Origin of the sequence: Streptomyces glomeratus, assembly GCF_021462825.1 — a bacterium.
Taxonomy (GTDB): Bacteria; Actinomycetota; Actinomycetes; order Streptomycetales; family Streptomycetaceae; genus Streptomyces; species Streptomyces glomeratus.
The window spans coordinates 16,577-34,419 of sequence record NZ_JAKEEB010000019.1 but is presented as its reverse complement, the minus strand read 5'-3'; the positions used below and the strand labels follow the sequence as shown (position 1 = coordinate 34,419).

Here is a 17,843-nt window from a genome sequence, read left to right as displayed (position 1 = left end):
CGTGCAACCAGGGCTGAGTGTCATCGTCCACGGCCCCGATCCGCAAGGTCATCTGGGTGAACTCCTGGATTCCCTCACCGCCCAGCCGTTCACCGGAGCCGAGGTGATCGTCGCGGCCGTGGGCGACTGGGCCAGACAACAGGCCGAGCAGCGCGCCGCCGAGGACCCCCGGATGGTGGTGCTGCCGCTGCCGGACGGCACGAGCGACGGCGCGGCCCGGGCCGCGGGCGCCGACCGGGCCACCGGCCGCTGGCTGCACTTCGTGCACGCCAAGGACGGACTGCCCGCCGGTGCCCTGCGCGCGATCGCCGACCGCACCGCCGAACTGGCCGACACGGCGGACGTCCTCGTCGTCAACCATGTCCGCTCCACCTGGCAGACCGCCGGCAGGCCCGGCCAGGACGGCCGGTACCTGGCCGGTGGCGGCCGCCGCGCCGCTCCGCTCGCCGACTTCCCCCAGCTGCTCTGGGTGACCTCGGTCCTGGGCAACCGGATCATCCGCGCCGACTTCTGGCGCTCCCGGGCCGTCAGCGACGACCTGGCCGACGCCGACTTCGGCGACGACGAGACGTACACCGCCCTCGCCGTGCTCCTGCACGCCGACGAGATCGCCGCGCTCGACGAGGTGGCCTACGAGATACGGGAGCTGCGCGAGCAGAGCCTGCCGCCGATGACCACCGCACAGCGGTACCAGTGCCTCGAGCGGTACGAGCGGCTGCACCGGCTGCTCGCCGCGCGCGGCGCCTCCGAGGGACCGCGGGCGGTCCTGTACGACCTGATGGTCCGCGACCTGCTGCGCGTCTTCAGCCGCAGCGGAATGCCGGAGGCCGAGGCGCGGGAGTTCTTCGGCCGCGCCTCCGAGGCCGCCGTGCGGTGGCGGCCGGAGCACCACCGGCGCCCGGCCGGCTTCGAGGGCGTCCGCCACGCCTTCCTGGAGGAGAACGCGTACACCAAGTACCGCGTCTTCCAGGCCGCCAACCAGAAGCGCCGCGAGGTGCGGTCCGTGGTCGCGGCGGGCAAGCGGCAGGTCGGCGCCAAGCTGCGCGACCTCCGCTACCACCGCGCGCTGACGGAGCCCGTCGATCCCCACCTCGCCGTCTTCTCGGCGTACTGGGACCGTGGCGTGGCCTGCAACCCGGCCGCGATCTCCGCGAAGCTCGCCGAGCTCGCCCCGCACATCCACCCCGTGTGGGTGGTCGCCCGGAACAAGGCGGCCCTTCTGCCTCCCGGCACCGACCACGTCATCCCCGGCTCGCGCCGCTACTGGGACGTGATGGCGAAGGCCAAGTACCTGGTCAACAACGTCAACTTCCCCAACGCGGTGGCGAAGCGCCCGGACGCGATCCATCTGCAGACCCACCACGGCACCCCGCTCAAGCGCATGGGCCTGGACCAGGTGGACTTCCCCGCCGCCTCCAAGGGGCTGGACTTCGACGCCCTGCTGGCCCGCATCGACAAGTGGGACTACAGCGTCTCCGCGAACAGCCACTCCACCCGCATGTGGGAACGCGCCTACCCCTCGCGCTACACCTCGCTGGACTACGGCTATCCGCGCAACGACGTCTTCTACTCGGCGACGGCCGAGGACGTCCGCGCGATACGCGACCGCCTGGGCATAGCCCCGGGCCGCCGGGCCATCCTGTACGCCCCCACCCACCGCGACTACGAGGCGGGCTGGACGCCGCGCCTGGACCTCGCCTCGCTCGCCGACCGGCTCGGCGAGGACACGGTCCTGCTGGTCCGCGGCCACTACTTCTACGGCGGCGCGGCCTCCCCGCTGGCCGGTCTGCGCCGCTCCGGCCGGGTGATCGACGTGTCGTCGTACGACCCGGTCGAGGAACTCTCCCTGGCGGCGGACGCCCTGGTCACGGACTACTCGTCGATCATGTTCGACTACGCCAACCTGAACCGTCCGATCGTGATCTACGCCGACGACTGGGAGACGTACGCGAAGACGCGGGGCGTCTACTTCGATCTGATGGCCGAGGCGCCGGGGCAGGTGGCGCACACCCAGGAAGAGCTGGCAGCCGTCTTCGAGACGGGCGCATGGCGGGACGAGGCCGCGCGAAAGGCGCTCACCGCCTTCCGGCGCAGGTTCTGCGAGTTCGACGACGGACGGGCGGCCGAGCGGGTGGTGCGCCGGGTCTTCCTGGGCGAGAGCGAGGAGTCGCTGCCGCCCGTGGTCCCGGTGGACGAACGGACCCCGGCCCCGACCCCCGAGGAGGCGACGGCGTGACGACGACCCGTACCCCCGATGTGACGATCACCGTCATCGTCTACAACGACGCGGAACGCCTGCCGCGCGCGGTGGCCTCGCTGCTGCGGCAGACGTACACCAACATCGAAGTGATCATCAGCGACGACCACTCGACGGACGACACCCCGACGGTGGCACGCCGGCTTCAGGCGCAGGACGAGCGGGTGCGGTATCTGCGCCTGCCCGAGAACAGCGGCGGTTGCAGTGCCCCGCGCAACAGGGCCGTCGACATCGCCCGGGCGCCGTTCCTGATGTTCCTGGACAGCGACGACGAGCTGCCCGAGAACGCCGTCGAACTGCTGCTCAACGCGCACCGCGAGCGTGACGTCGACTTCGCCATGGGCGCGGTGGAGCGCGTGCGCGTCGACACCGGCCGGCGCTCGACCTGGATGCCGCACCTGGTGGCCGAACGGCGCACGGTCGAGGGCATCGAGTCCGAACCGGGCCTGCTCTTCGAGCACCTCTCGACGAGCAAGATGTACCGGCGGGACTTCCTCGACCGGCACGAGCTGCGCTTCCCCGAGGGCATTCACTACGAGGACCAGCTGTTCTCGGCGCAGGCGTACTGCCTGGCCCGCGCCTTCACGGTCATCCCCGAGCCGGTCTACCGCTGGTACATAGCCCCGTATGTGGCGGCGGAGGCGGCGTCGATCTCCAACCAGCGGCACAAGCTCTCCAACGTCCGCGACCGCATCCATGTGCAGACCCTGATCGACGCGTTCCTGACCGAGAGCGGCCATGAGTCCCTCCGGGCGGACAAGGACTACAAGTTCCTCAAGCACGACTTCCGGATGTACGCGGGTGACCTGCCGTACCGCGACGAGGAGTGGCTGGCCGGCTTCGCGGAACTGGTGACGCCGTATCTGGAGACGCTGGACCCCACCGCATACGCGCGGCTTCCGCGCGCCGAGCGGGTGGTGACCCAGCTGGTGCGCGAGCGGCGGACGGCGGAGGCGCAGCTGGCGGCGCGGGGACTCGGCCACGGCGTCGCCCCCCGCCGGACGGTGACGGACGAATCGGGCCGGACCTACTGGGGGGCCGAGATCCCGTCCTCCACCTGGGCGCGCCGGGAACTCGACATCACCGACCTGGAGCTGGAGTACCGGCCGTTCTCCAGCGCGCAGTTCCGCCACGAGATCACTTCCGTGACGCCGGGTCCGGGCGTCACGGTCGACCTCTCGATCCGGACGTACGACCCCGGCCTGCGGCTGCCCGTGGGACCGCAGCGGGCCAGCATCGTGGTCACGCCCGGCCGGCGCCAGCTGGTGACGGCGTTCCGCCTGGACCCGGTCCGTCCCGGTGTCTTCGAGGGGCGGGTCCGGTTGGACATCGCGGCGGCGCACCTGCCCGTGCAGGGCTTCGACGGCGTCCGTCACCCGGTGCTGCGCCTGAACCAGCAGGGCATGTCCAACTCGGGCGTCCTGCTGGCCCCGCTGTCCTTCCCGGCCCTGACGGCCACCCAGGTCGGCACGCTGCCGCACCAGGTCACGGTGGAGCCGGAGGGCCGCGGAGCGGGCCGCCTGCAGATCCGGTGGCGCCCGGTGGGTCTCACGGCCCGGGTGGGACCGGTGGTCCGCAGGGTGGCGGGACCACGGGTGCGAGAGGCGGCACGGCTGGTCCGCAGCGTCCTGCGGTGACACGTTCTGGGGCGGACCGAGCGGTCCGCCCCACCGTCTCGGCACCGAGGACACCAGGCCGGGCTTCCCGCGACGGCGCCCGGCCTGAAGCGGCGGCGCCTCAGCGCACCACCTCGTACAGCACCTGGCCGCCCGGTCCCGACGCCACCCGGCGCAGCGCCCGGTCGCCCGGTGGCAGTCCGCCGTCGGCCCGCCGCTGCACGACCCACCGCACGCCGTACGTCCGCAGCACGCCCAGACGCTCGCTCCGCGACGACCTCGCCGTGAAGTACGTCCGCACCGCCGCCTCCCGCTTCGCCTCGTCCGGCAGGAAGAAGTCCGGATACCCCGGCGCCACGGTGTACGCCCCGTACGCCGGAATCTGCCGCGCGGGATACGTCGTCGCCATCACCACGTCCCCGTACCGCACCCACGGCGTGATCCAGTGGTACCCCACCCAGGGCACCCGGTACTTCGCGGCGACCGGCGCGGGCAGAGCGCTGCGCCCCACCACGTATCCGACGGTCTGCACCTGTGTCCACGCACCCACCCCGAGCGCGGCCGCCAGCACCCACGCGCCCGCGTTCCGGAGGGTGCCGCGCGCCGCGCCGGCCACCTCCACGGCCGCCGCGACCTGCGCCGGGATCAGCACCGCCGGCAGCGCCCGCCCCCAGGAGTAGTGCCCCGTCAGCCCGCCCGCCGCGAACATCAGCACACCGAGCAGGAAGAACACCACGAGCGGATCCCGCAGGTCACGCCGGGCCCGGAGGGCGAGCGCCGCCACCCCGACCAGGACCAGGCAGAACCGGGGGAACAGGTGCTGGTACAGCGGCCGGTGTATCACCTCCAGGCCGCCCACCCGGAACAGCGCGAAGAAGTCGTAGTAGGGCCACAGTGCGAGGACCAGCACACCGAGCAGGACTCCGGCGCCGAGCCGCAGCCACTCCCCGCGTCCGGCGCGCGCACCGACCACCGTCGCCAGCGCGCCCAGCGTCGCCACGACTCCGGTGAACTGGTGGCTGAGCAGAATCACCGCCCACAGCGCACCCAACCCGAGGCAGACCGTCCAGCCCGCGGACCCTCCCTTCAGTGCCCGCGTCAGCAGCGCCCAGAAGTGGAAGGCGAGCCCCAGCGCCAGAACGCTGGGGTAGGCCACGGTCAGCGCCAGCGAGTTGAGCCCGAGGAAGCCGCTCCAGTTGAACACCTGGGTGCCCCACAGCAGCACCACGCACAGCAGGGCGAGCGGCGGCGCGAGACGGTGGGCGGTCAACGCCCGGACGTATCGCCACACGCCCGTCACCAGCAGCGTCAGGCCGATCAGCGCGCCGATGCGCAGCACGACCCAGACGGACAGCCCGGTCAGGCGGGCGAGCACGCCGAGGAAGACGGTCCACGGCGAGTAGTACGGGCTCGGTGTGTTCTCGTCGACCAGGGGGTTGCCGGGGTCCAGCAGCCGGTGCCGCAGCCGCTCCACGGTCGCCGCGTGCATACCGAGATCGCCGGCCCAGGGCAGCCGCACGATCACCAGCAGCATCAGCACGACGAACAGCGCCGCGGCCGCCCACAGCGCGGCGCCCACGGCACCACGCGGCGTCCCGGCGGCCGCGAACGGCCCCCCGGGGCCGCTGAGCCGTCCCCCGGTCCCCTGCCCTCCGCCGGTGTCCTGTGCGGTCACGCTCATCGGGCGCCGTGGCCCTGCTTCGCCTCGTGCTGGAAGACCCAGGTGCGGTACACCAGGAAGCGGAACGCCGACGCCAGCACGATCGACAGCGCCTTCGCCACGTTGGAGCCGAACGGCCCGTCCATGCCCAGGCCGTGGTAGCCGGCGTAGAACAGCACGCTCTCCATCACCACGCCGATCCCGCTGAAGACGAAGAACAGCACGATCTGCTGCCGGGTGCGCGAGGCACGGTCCCGGTAGGCGAAGAAGCGGAAGCCCAGGTAGTTGGTGCCCATGGCGATGACGCTGGCGAGGACGGTCGCCGTCATGGGAGCCCATGCCAGGCCGTGCAGAAGGGCATTGAAGACGAGGAAGTTGACCGCGACACCGCTGCCGCCGACGACCCCGAACTTGGCCACCTCGACCGCGAGCCGCCGGACCCGGGCAAGCGCCGGGACGGGGGCGCTCACGGGCATGGGGACGGCGGGCTCGGCGACCGGGCGAGCGACCTGGGGCCGCTGCTCGGAGAGGTTCACAGTCACGGGTACGGGTCCTCCACGCTCGTCCGACGATCACGCCAAACCTAGTCCAAACGTCGTGTTTAGCGAGCGAGAGTAAAGTGACCGCCGGAATTCCCCTAGGTCTTGGCAAGAAAGCGGTACGTGACGGGTGGACGGGGGAATGCTCCGTCGATACGCCGACGGGGGCGCCCCACCCAGGAGGCGCCCCCGTCTTCGTACCGGGACTAGCTGTGCGTCCGCAGCAGGGTCCGCATCGTGCGCATCGCGACCGAGAGGTTCGCGAGGTCGAACGAGTCCGAGTTGGCGATCTCGTCGAGGGTCGTCCGGGCCCGGGCCAGGATCGCCCCGTTCTTCTCCCGCCACGCCTCGAACCGCTGCTCCGGCGTGGAGGTGCCGTTGCCCACGGCCAGGACATCGGCCGTCAGACCCGCGTGGGCCGCGTAGAGGTCCTCACGGATCGCCGCCCGCGCCATCGACTGCCACCGGTCCGCGCGCGGCAGTTCGATGATGCGGTCCATGAGCTGGGTGATGCCGAGGCGGTCGGCGAGGTCGTAGTAGACCTCGGCGACGTCCATCGGGTCCTTGCCGGTGCGGTCGGCCACCGAGACGATGTCGAGCGTCGGGAAGGCGGAGGAGAACCCGGCCACGCGCGTGGCGAGTTCGTCCGGGACGCCCGCGCCCGTCAGCTCGTCGTAGATCTTCTGCCACCACTCCAGGTCCGCGCCGCGCAGCAGCTTGGGCAGCTCGCTCCAGACCTGCTCGACACGCTCGCTGAAGAACGCGATGGTCTCGCCGAGCTGAAGCGGCTGCGGCCGGTTGTTCAGCAGCCAGCGCGTACCGCGCTCGACGAGGCGGCGGGAGTGCAGCCGGATACGGGTCTGGACGTCGGCGTCGACCTTGTTGTCGAGGGCCTCGACCGCGTCCCACACCGCGCCGGAGTGGAAGATCGCGCGGGACGCGGTCTGCGCCCTCACGATCTCCTCCAGCGAGGCGCCCGTCTCCTCGCGCAGACGGTGCAGGAAGCTCGTACCACCCGTGTTGACCGTGTCGTTGACGAGCAGGGTCGTCACGATCTCACGGCTCAGCGCGTGTCCGTCGATCTGCTCGGGGAACCGCTCGCGCAGCGCCGTCGGGAAGTAGGCGTGCAGCAGGCGGCGCAGATACGGGTCGTCGGGCAGCTGCGTCTCCAGCAGCTCCTTGGCGACCGTGATCTTGGTGTAGGCCAGCAGAACGGCAGTCTCCGGACCGGTCAGGCCCTGGCCGGCGTTGAGCCTCTCCCGGATCTGCCGGTCGGTGGGCAGGAACTCCAGCGCCCGGTCGAGGTGGCCCTCGCGGACCAGGTGGCGCAGGAACCGGTGCTGTGCGTGGAGCATGTCCTTCGACTGGAACAGGGCGTTGGCGATCGCCACGTTCTGCGCGTAGTTGTTGCGCAGCACCAGGAAGCCGACCTCGTCGGTCATCTCGGCGAGCAGCTGATTGCGCTGCTTGACCGTCAGATCCCCGTTGGACACGACCGCGTTGAGCAGGATCTTGATGTTCACCTCGTGGTCGGAGGTGTCCACGCCCGCGCTGTTGTCGATGGCATCCGTGTTGATCTTGCCGCCGTGCTGGGCGAACTCGATCCGGCCGAGCTGGGTCAGACCCAGGTTGCCGCCCTCGCCGACGACCTTGACCCGCAGATCCTTGCCGTCCACGCGGATGGCGTCGTTCGCCTTGTCGCCGACGTCCGCGTTCGACTCCGTCGAGGACTTGACGTAGGTGCCGATGCCGCCGTTCCACAGCAGGTCCACCGGCGCCTCGAGGATCGCCTTCATCAGGTCGGCCGGGGTCATCTTCATGACCGAGCCCTCGATGCCGAGCGCCTCGCGGATGTGCGCGTTGATCGGGATCGACTTCGCCGACCGCGGGAACACACCGCCGCCCGCCGACAGCAGCTCGGTGTCGTAGTCGGCCCACGACGAGCGCGGCAGCTCGAACAGGCGGCGGCGCTCCGCGTACGAGGTCGCCGCGTCCGGGGTCGGGTCGAGGAAGATGTGCCGGTGGTCGAAGGCCGCGACCAGGCGGATGTGCTCGGACAGCAGCATGCCGTTGCCGAACACGTCACCGGACATGTCGCCGATGCCCACCACGGTGAAGTCCTCGGCCTGGGTGTCGACGCCCAGCTCCCGGAAGTGCCGCTTCACGGACTCCCACGCGCCGCGGGCGGTGATGCCCATCTTCTTGTGGTCGTAGCCCGCAGAGCCGCCGGAGGCGAAGGCGTCACCGAGCCAGAAGCCGTAGCTCTCGGCGACCTCGTTGGCGATGTCGGAGAACGTCGCCGTGCCCTTGTCGGCGGCCACCACGAGGTAGGTGTCGTCGGAGTCGTGCCGGACCACGTCCGCGGGCGGCACGACCTCGCCGGCCACCATGTTGTCGGTGATGTCGAGCAGCGCCGAGATGAAGGTGCGGTAGCTGCGGATGCCCTCCGCGAGCCAGGCGTCGCGGTCCACGGCCGGGTCCGGCAGCTGCTTGGCGACGAAGCCGCCCTTGGCGCCCACCGGCACGATGACGGTGTTCTTCACCATCTGCGCCTTGACCAGGCCGAGGATCTCGGTGCGGAAGTCCTCACGCCGGTCGGACCAGCGCAGACCACCGCGCGCGACCTTGCCGAAGCGCAGGTGCACGCCCTCGACCTTCGGCGAGTACACCCAGATCTCGTACGCCGGGCGCGGCGCCGGCAGGTCAGGGATGGCCTGCGGGTCGAACTTCATCGAGACGTACTCGTGCGGCTTGCCGCCGTGCGACTCCTGGAAGAAGTTGGTGCGCAGGGTGGCCTTGATCAGGGTGAGGAAGGAGCGCAGGATGCGGTCCTCGTCCAGCGAGGCCACCTGGTCCAGGGCGGCGTCCAGCTCCTCCAGCAGGGCGTCGGTCAGCTCCAGGCCGGCCCGCTGCCGCCCCGGCGACATCCGCGCCTCGAACAGCGAGACCAGCAGCCGGGTGGTGTGGACATTGTTGCGGAGGGTGTCCTCCATGTAGTCCTGGCTGAAGGTGGAACCGGCCTGGCGCAGGTACTTGGCGTATGCGCGCAGCACCATCGCCTGCCGCCAGGTGAGCCCGGCGCTCAGCACCAGGGCGTTGAAGCCGTCGTTCTCGGCCTGCCCGGTCCAGCTGGCGGCGAAGGCCTCCTGGAACCGCTCACGGGCGTCGTCGCCGAGGTAGTCGCCGTTGCCGATCAGCGACTTGGGCAGGCGCAGACCGAAGTCGTAGATCCACGCGTTCGTGCGGTCCGCGCAACGCAGCTCGTAGGGGCGCTCGTCGATGACCTCGACGCCGAGCCGCTGGAGCACCGGCAGCACGGCGGACAGGGAGACGGACTCACCCTTGCGGTAGATCTTGAAGCGGCGCTCGCCGGGGCCGACACCGACCGGCTCGTACAGGCTGAGCGCGAAGTTCCGGCCGCCCTCCTCGGTGCTGAGCTGCTCGAGGTGGACCAGGTCGGCGACCGCGGCGCGCGGGGTGTGATCGGCCTTGTAGCCCTCGGGGAAGGCGTTGGCGTAGCGGCGCTGCAGCTCGGAGGCGCGCTCCTCGCCGAGTTCGGCGTTCAGCGCCTCGTTGAAGGAGTCGGTCCAGGAGCGGGCGGCCTCCACCAGCCGCGCCTCGATGCGCTCCTTGTCGGCGTCGGACAGCTGCGGCAGCTCGGTGCCCTGCGGGACGCGCACGACGAAGTGCAGCCGGGAGAGGATCGACTCGGTGTTCCAGGCCGTGAAGTCGACGCTGGTACCACCGAGCTCCTCCTTGAGGATGTCGATGATCCGCAGCCTCACGCCCGTGGTGTAGCGGTCGCGCGGCAGGTAGACGAGGGCCGAGTAGTAGCGCCCGTACTCGTCCTGACGCAGGTAGAGCCGCAGCCGGCGGCGCTCCTGGAGGTAGAGGACGGAGGTGACGATGGAGCGCAGCTCGTCGGCCGGGGTCTGGAACAGCTCGTCGCGCGGGTAGGTCTCCAGGATCTGGAGCAGATCGCGGCCGTCGTGGCTGTTGGGGGAGAAACCGGCGCCCCTGAGGACCTCGTCGACCTTGCGCCGGATGACGGGCACGCGGCGCACCGACTCCGTGTAGGCGGCGGACGAGAACAGACCGAGGAACCGGCGCTCGCCGACGACGTTGCCGTTCTCGTCGAACTTCTTCACGCCGACGTAGTCGAGGTACGACGGCCGGTGCACGGTCGCGCGGCTGTTGGCCTTGGTGAGAACCAGCAGCTTGTGCTCGCGGGCCTTGGCGCGGGCGTCGGCGGGCAGCCGCTCGAAGGACGGGCTGACCGGGTGGCTCTCGCCACCCGCGTGGTGCGGGTCCGATCGCAGTATTCCGAGTCCGGTGCCGGGCACGGCGGCCAGCGCGTCGTCCTCCCGCAGCTCGTACTCGCGGTAGCCGAGGAAGGTGAAGTGGTCGGCGGCCAGCCAGCGCAGCAGCTCGCCGGCCTCCTCGACCTCGGCCTCGGGCAGGTCTCCGGGCAGCGATTCCTTCTGGAGCCCCTCGGCGACGCGCAGCGCGCACTCGCGCATCTTCTCCCAGTCCTCGACGGCCTCACGGACGTCGGACAGGACGCGCAGCAGGTCGGCGGTGATCTGCTTGAGGTCGGAGCGGTCGGTCTCGCGGTCGATCTCGACGTGGATCCAGGACTCGATGTGCGCATCGTGCGGCAGCTCGACGCCGGGCGCCTCGGGCAGCACCTCGAGCAGCTTGCCGGTCAGGTCACGGCGGACGACGAACTGCGGGTGGACGACGACGTGGATGCCGCGGCCCTGCCGTGACAGCTCGTTGGTCACGGAGTCGACCAGGAAGGGCATGTCGTCGGTCACGACCTCCACGACGGAGTGGCTGCAGGTCCAGCCGTTCTCCTCGACGGTGGGGGTGTGGACCCGCACGTTGGCCGTGCCCTGGGGACGTGTTTCGGCCAGTCTGTAGTGCGAGAACGCGGCTCCCAGGACGTCGACCGGGTCGCGGTCGGTCAGGTCCTCCGGGGCGGTGTGCAGGTAGTAGCGCTGGAGGAACGCGAGCACGGTGTCCCGGTCCGGGGTTCCCGCGCCCGTCGTCCCAGTCGGTAGGTGCCCCCCGACCGGGCTGTTCTCAGCTACCCGGGTGGCCCTCTCGAGCAACTCGGCCTTGGCTTCGTCCAGCTTGGTCTGCATTGTCCTCTGGCTCCTGTCGCGCGCCGTTGCGTGACGTAGAAGGAAGTACGGTCTCTTCTCCGGCGTAACGCCGCGACGCGGGGTGTCCGGTCTGGTTCGACGCTATGCCGCATGGAGAGATGGGTGGGGGGTTATCGGCCAATTCCGACGCCCTCGGCGACTGTGACGCTGCTCTCGGCGCGCTCCGCGCCCCTCGCGTCCCCGGCGCCCCGGTTGCCGTACCGGGCGCCTGCGGCGCCCTGTCCGACCGGCCCCGCCTGCGAAGACCAGCGACCGCCGCCCGGTCACGGATGTCGTCCGTGCTCACCGGGCGCAAGGCAGGGACGACGACGTCCCCGCGAGGTATCGCGCTGATCACGCCACCAGGCTATCGCTCCCCACGGGGGGCACGTCATGAGCCGTATGTGTACAAAACAGGGGGTGGAAGTTTGACGTTCTGCACAGGGGCGCAGGAGGCACTGCCGTGCAGGGCCTTCGGTGCGAGCATGGCCGTACGAACCGTACGGGCCCCCTTGGCAGTGTCCCCGGCTTGAGGCACGTTGCCGGAAGGCACCCGACGGGGCCGCCCGCACGATTGAGGGGAGCACAGCGGACATGACGCAGAAGATCCTGATCGTCGCCGGCGACGCGGCGGAATCACTGGAGGTCCTGTACCCCTACCAGCGCCTGCGCGAGGAGGGCTACGAGGTCCACATCGCGGCACCCACCCGGAAGACCCTCCGCTTCGTCGTCCACGACTTCGAACCCGGCTTCGACACCTACACCGAGAAACCCGGCTACACCTGGCCCGCCGACCTCGCCTTCTCCGACGTCGACCCCGGTGACTACATCGCCCTCGTCCTGCCCGGCGGGCGCGCCCCCGAGTACCTCCGCAACGATGCCGAGCTCCGCAAGATCGTGAAGGCGTTCTTCGACACCGACAAGCCGGTCGCCCAGATCTGCCACGGCCCCCTCCTGACCGCCGCGGTGGACGCCCTGCGCGGACGTCGCGTCACCGCCTATCCGGCTCTGGAGCTGGACATGCAGGCGGCCGGCGCCACCTTCCAGGACGCGGAGGCGGTCGTCGACGGCACCCTCGTCTCGTCCCGCGCCTGGCCGGACCACCCCGGCTGGATGCGTGAGTTCCTGACGGTACTGCGGGCGAAGGCACCGGTGAGCTGAGTCGCCTCGCGAAGGTGCGGTGCGCCGGGGGGAAGCGGTGCGTGGGGGGTGGATGCGGCGCCCATGGGCGCCGCGTCCGTCACGCCGCCAGGCGCTCGGCCTCCGCGACCGCCTGCTCCAGTGTGTCGACGACGGGCACCCCGGCCACCTCCAGGCTGGCGCGGCCGTGCGAGCCTCCCGTGTACAGAACGGCCCGCGCTCCGACGTGCAGGGCGGCGACCGCGTCGTCGGCGGCGTCCCCGATCACCACCGTGCGCGAGGGATCGACGCCGTCGAGGGTCCGTATATGGCGGACCATGTGTTCGGCCTTGCTGCCCCCGGAGGGACCGGTCCGCCCCTCCACCCGCACGAAGTGCCCCTCGATCCCGAATCCCCGCACGAGCGGCACGAGTTCCTCGTGCATGTACATGCTCAGCAGGGACTGGCTGTGGCCCGCCGACCGCCAGCCCGCGAGCAGCTCCACCGCGCCCTCGGTGAGCCCGCACCGGATCCGGTGCTCCGCGTAGTAGCGGTGGAAGATCTCGTCCATGACCTCCCACTCGGTGTCGGTGGGCAGCCGCCCCATCAGCCGCTCGTAGAACTTCGGCACCGGCACGCAGTACAGCGCCCGGTACTTCTCCAGCGTGATCGGCTCCAGGCCGAGCTCCGCGAACGCCGCGTTCGTCGCCCCGATGATCGCCTCATTGTCGTGGAACAGCGTCCCGTTCCAGTCCCACACAATGTGCGCGCTTCCGTACATCCCCATGCCGGAAAAAGTACCCGGTACCACTGACAATCACCGGTGCCCCGGACTCGGGGAGCGGGATCCGCCAGGTCAGCGGCCCAGCCCCAGAAGATTCGGAATTTCCTGCGTCGCGTACCAGAGCAGTTCGTGGTCCTCGGCCCCGTCCAGGACGAACTGCGCGTCGTCGTCCCCGTCCTCCGCCGCCGGAAGCACCCGGGCCGCCTCGGTCACGTCCGCCTCCGCGTCGGCCGCGTCCACGTGCACGGCCGCCGCCTTGGCCAGCGGCACGGTTCCCGCGATCCGCACCTCGCCGAGCGCGGACGGGTCGAGACCACGGTCCGGGTCGGCCACCGCCGCGCCGTCCGGGACGTCGACCGCGACGACGACCCGCCGCCGGGGCGCCCCCGGGTCCGCCGCCAGCAGCCGCAGGGAGGCCAGCGCGGCCCGGCTCAGCGCCGCGTACTCCAGCTCCTCGATGTCGTCGGAGAGGTACCACTCCCGCAGGGCGGGGGTGACGGCGTACGCGACGACCGGCCCGGCGCCCAGCTCGCCCGTCTTGTACGCCTCGGCGAGACCGGAGAGGGTCAGGGGGACGTAGACGCGCATGACGAGCCGCTTTCGTAGTCGGTCAGGGACGCCGGGCGACCCGGCAAGGGCCCCGCGGAGATCGTTCCGCTCCTCCGGCGAGTCACCCCAGGATACGTGCGGGCGTCCCCCTTCGGGCCCCGTCGGCACCGTTCCCCGCCGTCAACCAGGGCGCTTGCCGGTCACCCGTCCCTCCCGGCCGGGCCGCGGGTCCCCGCCCCGCGGCCCCACCCTGATAGGTGAACCTTCCGCGGGCCTCCACGCGGACCCGGATTCCCTGCGAGGCCGGTCCGCCTCGTACAGGATCCCCACCGAGAAGTTACCGACCGGTATCCGCCGGTCCCGTGAAACGGGGATCCCGCATGAACAAGGTGATGACCAGGAACAGCACGAACCCCAGGGGGAAGGGCCGGCCGAGCGGCCGCCCGCCGGTCCGCCACGACAGCCGCCGCCCCGGCGGCACTCCTCGCCGTACGGCCCCCGGCCAGGGCACGGCCCGCGGTACGGCACCGGGCGACCGCACACCCGGTACGGCACCGACCCCGAGCACCCCCGCCCTCGCACTGGAACAGGGAACGCCGGTAACCGCGCCGCCCCCCACTCGGGGCCGGGCTGCGACGGTCCCCCAGCCCCGCCCGACCGACCTCTTCGCCGACCGCCTCCTGTCCGTGCTGAGCGGTCAGCGCCCGGTGCACAGCATGCTCCGCCACACCGTCGGCCGGGCCTACGACGAGCTGGCCCGGCTCGCCGAACGCGGCCCGCTGCGCACCCGCGGCACCCGTCCCGTCGTCCGTGACATCGGCTACTACGTCCCGCGCCCGGGGGCCATCGAGGCCTTCGCCCGGATCGGCGCGGGCGACCAGCTGCGCGCCATGGCGTTCCGTCTGGAGTGCGGCTCCGACCACCGCTGGCGCTGCACCGCGGTGGAACTGGGCGGGCCCCGGACGCCACGGGCGGAGCAGGACTGAGCGCCATGACACGAGGGGCCGGGCACCCTCGGGTGCCCGGCCCCTCATCCGGCTCTGCCGCCGGACGACGACGCTCGTGACGCTGCAGGCAGCGTCACTTCTTGCGGCGGCGTCCGCCCTTCGCCTGCTTGCGGCGCTCCGCCCGCGTGAGACCGTCGGCCTCCGAGCGCACCGGCTCGCCGTCGTCGCTGGCGAAGTCGCCCTCGATGATGCCGCCCTCACCGTCCACGGTGGGCGCGGAGAAGTGCAGCCGCTCGCGGCGCTGCGGGGCGTCCAGGCCCTTGGCGCGGATCTCCGGGCGGGCCGCCTGGGCCGCCACGGCCTCCTCCTTCTCCAGGGAGGGCTTGGCGTCCTCGACGGGGACCTCCTCGACCTGCTGCTCGACCTGGACCTCCAGGTTGAACAGATAGCCGACGGACTCCTCCTTGATGCCCTCCATCATGGCGGTGAACATGTCGAAGCCCTCGCGCTGGTACTCGACCAGCGGGTCCTTCTGCGCCATCGCCCGCAGGCCGATGCCCTCCTGGAGGTAGTCCATCTCGTAGAGGTGCTCGCGCCACTTGCGGTCCAGGACCGACAGCACGACCCGGCGCTCCAGCTCACGCATGATCTCGGAGCCGAGCTGCTCCTCACGCTGCTGGTACTGCTCGTGGATGTCGTCCTTGATGGACTCGGCGATGAACTCGGCGGTCAGCCCGGCACGGTCGCCCGCAGCCTCCTCCAGCTCCTCGATGGTCACCTTCACCGGGTAGAGCTGCTTGAAGGCGCCCCACAGCCGGTCCAGGTCCCACTCCTCGGCGAAGCCCTCGGCGGTCTCCGCGGCGACGTAGGCGTCGATCGTGTCGTCCATGAAGTGCTGGATCTGCTCGTGCAGGTCCTCGCCCTCCAGGACACGGCGCCGCTCGCCGTAGATGACCTCACGCTGCCGGTTGAGGACCTCGTCGTACTTGAGGACGTTCTTCCGGGTCTCGAAGTTCTGCGTCTCGACCTGCGACTGGGCGGACGCGATCGCACGCGTGACCATCTTGTTCTCGATCGGCACGTCGTCCGGGACGTTCGCCATCGACATGACGCGCTCGACCATCTGGGCCTTGAACAGGCGCATCAGGTCGTCACCCAGGGAGAGGTAGAAACGCGACTCGCCGGGGTCGCCCTGACGGCCGCTACGACCGCGCAGCTGGTTGTCGATGCGGCGGGACTCGTGGCGCTCGGTGCCCAGCACATACAGGCCGCCGAGCGCCTCGACCTCGTCCTTCTCCGCCTTGACCGCCTGCTCGGCCCGCTCCAGGGCGGCGGGCAGGGCGTGCGCCCACTCCTCGATGTGCTCCTCGGGGTCGAGCCCGCGCTGGCGCAGCTCGGCCTCGGCGAGGTCCTCGGGGTTGCCGCCGAGCTTGATGTCCGTACCACGGCCGGCCATGTTGGTGGCGACGGTCACGGCGCCCCTGCGGCCTGCCTGGGCGACGATCTGGGCCTCACGCTCGTGCTGCTTGGCGTTGAGCACCTCGTGCTGGATGCCGCGCTTGCTCAGCTGCTGCGAGAGGTACTCCGACTTCTCGACGGACGTCGTGCCGACGAGGATCGGCTGGCCCTTCTCGTGCTTCTCGGCGATGTCGTCGACGACCGCCTCGAACTTGGCGACCTCGGTGCGGTAGATGAGGTCCGACTGGTCCTTGCGGATCATCGGCTTGTTGGTCGGGATCGGGACCACGCCGAGCTTGTAGATCTGGTGGAACTCGGCGGCCTCGGTCATCGCCGTACCGGTCATGCCGGAGAGCTTGCCGTAGAGGCGGAAGAAGTTCTGCAGGGTGATCGTGGCGAGCGTCTGGTTCTCGTCCTTGATGTCCACCCCTTCCTTCGCCTCGATCGCCTGGTGCATGCCCTCGTTGTAGCGGCGGCCGGCGAGGATACGGCCGGTGTGCTCGTCGACGATCATGACCTCGCCGTCGATGACGACGTAGTCCTTGTCGCGCTTGAAGAGCTCCTTGGCCTTGATGGCGTTGTTCAGGTAGCCCACCAGCGGGGTGTTCACCGACTCGTAGAGGTTGTCGATGCCCAGCCAGTCCTCGACCTTGGTGACGCCGGACTCGTGGATGGCGACCGTGCGCTTCTTCTCGTCTACGTCGTAGTCGCCGGTCTCCTCGATGCCCTTCATCGGGTTGCCCGCCTCACCGCGCTTCAGGCGGGTGACCAGCTTGGCGAAGTCGCCGTACCACTTGGTGGCCTGGTCGGCCGGGCCGGAGATGATCAGCGGCGTACGGGCCTCGTCGATGAGGATGGAGTCGACCTCGTCGACGATGGCGAAATTGTGGCCGCGCTGCACCAGCTCGTCCTGCGACCACGCCATGTTGTCGCGCAGGTAGTCGAAGCCGAACTCGTTGTTCGTGCCGTAGGTGATGTCGCACGCGTACTGCTCGCGGCGCTGGGCCGGGGTCATGTTCGCCAGGATGCAGCCGACGCTCAGACCCAGGAACTTGTGGACGCGGCCCATCATCTCGGAGTCGCGCTCGGCCAGGTAGTCGTTGACCGTGACGATGTGGACGCCGTCTCCGGAGAGGGCGTTGAGATAGGCGGGCAGCGTGCCGACCAGGGTCTTGCCCTCGCCGGTCTTCATCTCGGCGACATAGCCGAGGTGGAGTGCGGCGCCACCCATCATCTGCACGTCGTAGTGCCGCTGGCCGAGGACGCGCTTGGCGGCCTCGCGGACGGTGGCGAACGCCTCGGGCAGCAGGTCGTCGAGGCTCTCACCGTCGGCGTACCGCTGCTTGTACTCCTCGGTGAGGGCCCTCAGCTCGGCGTCGGAGAGGTCGATGAAGTCCTCTTCGATGGAGTTGACCTGGTCCGCGATGCGGTGCAGCTTGCGCAGGATCTTGCCTTCGCCTGCACGCATGATCTTCGAGAGGACGGACACGGGGGTTTGTCTCCTTGCCGGTCGGGCCTGGGACGGTCGGTTACCTATGACAGCTTGAGCAACGGCCATCGTAAGCGAGGACCCCGCCACGCCGGGAGGTCTGTCGCCGACAGCCACTAGGACAACGGACGGGCGCGACGGAAGGTGCCGCGTCCGTGCCACGAAAAGTAACCGGCCTCTCACCCGATGACGGAGGAGGAATGGCGACGGCGTGGCGGGCGTGACGGCCGTCCGACGGGGCGCGACGGCGGCCGCGGCAGTGGTCCGTCGGAGGGCGA

The 17,843-nt window shown here is 70.5% G+C and carries 10 protein-coding genes; 4 read left to right on the top strand and 6 right to left on the bottom strand.

Annotated features, from left to right (window positions below; all coding sequences use genetic code 11):
- Position 1: 1 nt before the first annotated feature.
- Both LZ604_RS21790 and LZ604_RS21785 read left to right on the top strand, forming a co-directional pair.
- Complete coding sequence (locus LZ604_RS21790; RefSeq protein WP_234517108.1) at positions 2–2,236, top strand: CDP-glycerol glycerophosphotransferase family protein; 2,235 nt, start codon at positions 2–4, stop codon at positions 2,234–2,236.
- Positions 2,233–3,894: a glycosyltransferase family 2 protein gene (locus LZ604_RS21785; RefSeq protein ID WP_234517107.1), complete on the top strand. Its 1,662-nt coding sequence runs from the start codon at positions 2,233–2,235 to the stop codon at positions 3,892–3,894. The genes LZ604_RS21790 and LZ604_RS21785 overlap by 4 nt, the downstream gene beginning before the upstream one ends.
- A 100-nt stretch (positions 3,895–3,994) precedes the next feature.
- On the opposite strand, the gene LZ604_RS21780 is transcribed toward LZ604_RS21785, so the two are convergent.
- The 3 genes from LZ604_RS21780 to LZ604_RS21770 form a co-directional block, all read right to left on the bottom strand.
- A complete protein-coding gene (locus tag LZ604_RS21780) occupies positions 3,995–5,554 on the bottom strand; it encodes a putative glycosyltransferase family protein (protein ID WP_372482177.1) in 1,560 nt (519 codons plus the stop codon).
- The gene (locus LZ604_RS21775) at positions 5,551–6,075 is read right to left on the bottom strand and encodes a GtrA family protein (protein WP_234517106.1); all 525 of its coding nucleotides are present in this window, start codon (positions 6,073–6,075) and stop codon (positions 5,551–5,553) included. Before LZ604_RS21775 ends, LZ604_RS21780 begins: the two co-directional genes overlap by 4 nt.
- Before the next feature lie 203 nt (positions 6,076–6,278).
- Positions 6,279–11,219, bottom strand: a complete 4,941-nt coding sequence (locus tag LZ604_RS21770; RefSeq protein ID WP_234517105.1) for an NAD-glutamate dehydrogenase — start codon at positions 11,217–11,219, stop codon at positions 6,279–6,281.
- 594 nt (positions 11,220–11,813) lie between these two features.
- Here LZ604_RS21770 and LZ604_RS21765 point away from each other — a divergent pair.
- The gene (locus LZ604_RS21765) at positions 11,814–12,380 is read left to right on the top strand and encodes a DJ-1/PfpI family protein (RefSeq protein WP_234517104.1); all 567 of its coding nucleotides are present in this window, start codon (positions 11,814–11,816) and stop codon (positions 12,378–12,380) included.
- A gap of 79 nt (positions 12,381–12,459) precedes the next feature.
- Here the strand turns inward: LZ604_RS21765 and LZ604_RS21760 are convergent, their stop codons facing one another.
- Entirely contained in the window at positions 12,460–13,125 is a 666-nt protein-coding gene (locus LZ604_RS21760) for an HAD family hydrolase (RefSeq protein ID WP_234517103.1), read from the bottom strand.
- A gap of 69 nt (positions 13,126–13,194) precedes the next feature.
- Positions 13,195–13,710, bottom strand: a complete 516-nt coding sequence (locus LZ604_RS21755; protein ID WP_234517102.1) for a DUF6912 family protein — start codon at positions 13,708–13,710, stop codon at positions 13,195–13,197.
- Between the two features lie 341 nt (positions 13,711–14,051).
- Here LZ604_RS21755 and LZ604_RS21750 point away from each other — a divergent pair, with 341 nt between their 5' ends.
- Entirely contained in the window at positions 14,052–14,657 is a 606-nt protein-coding gene (locus LZ604_RS21750; protein ID WP_234517101.1) for an Rv3235 family protein, read from the top strand.
- Positions 14,658–14,751: 94 nt separating this feature from the next.
- Here the strand turns inward: LZ604_RS21750 and secA are convergent, their stop codons facing one another.
- Positions 14,752–17,565 carry a preprotein translocase subunit SecA gene (gene secA, locus LZ604_RS21745; protein WP_234517100.1) on the bottom strand — a complete coding sequence of 938 codons (2,814 nt, stop codon included), beginning with the start codon at positions 17,563–17,565 and terminating at the stop codon, positions 14,752–14,754.
- Positions 17,566–17,843: the final 278 nt, after the last annotated feature.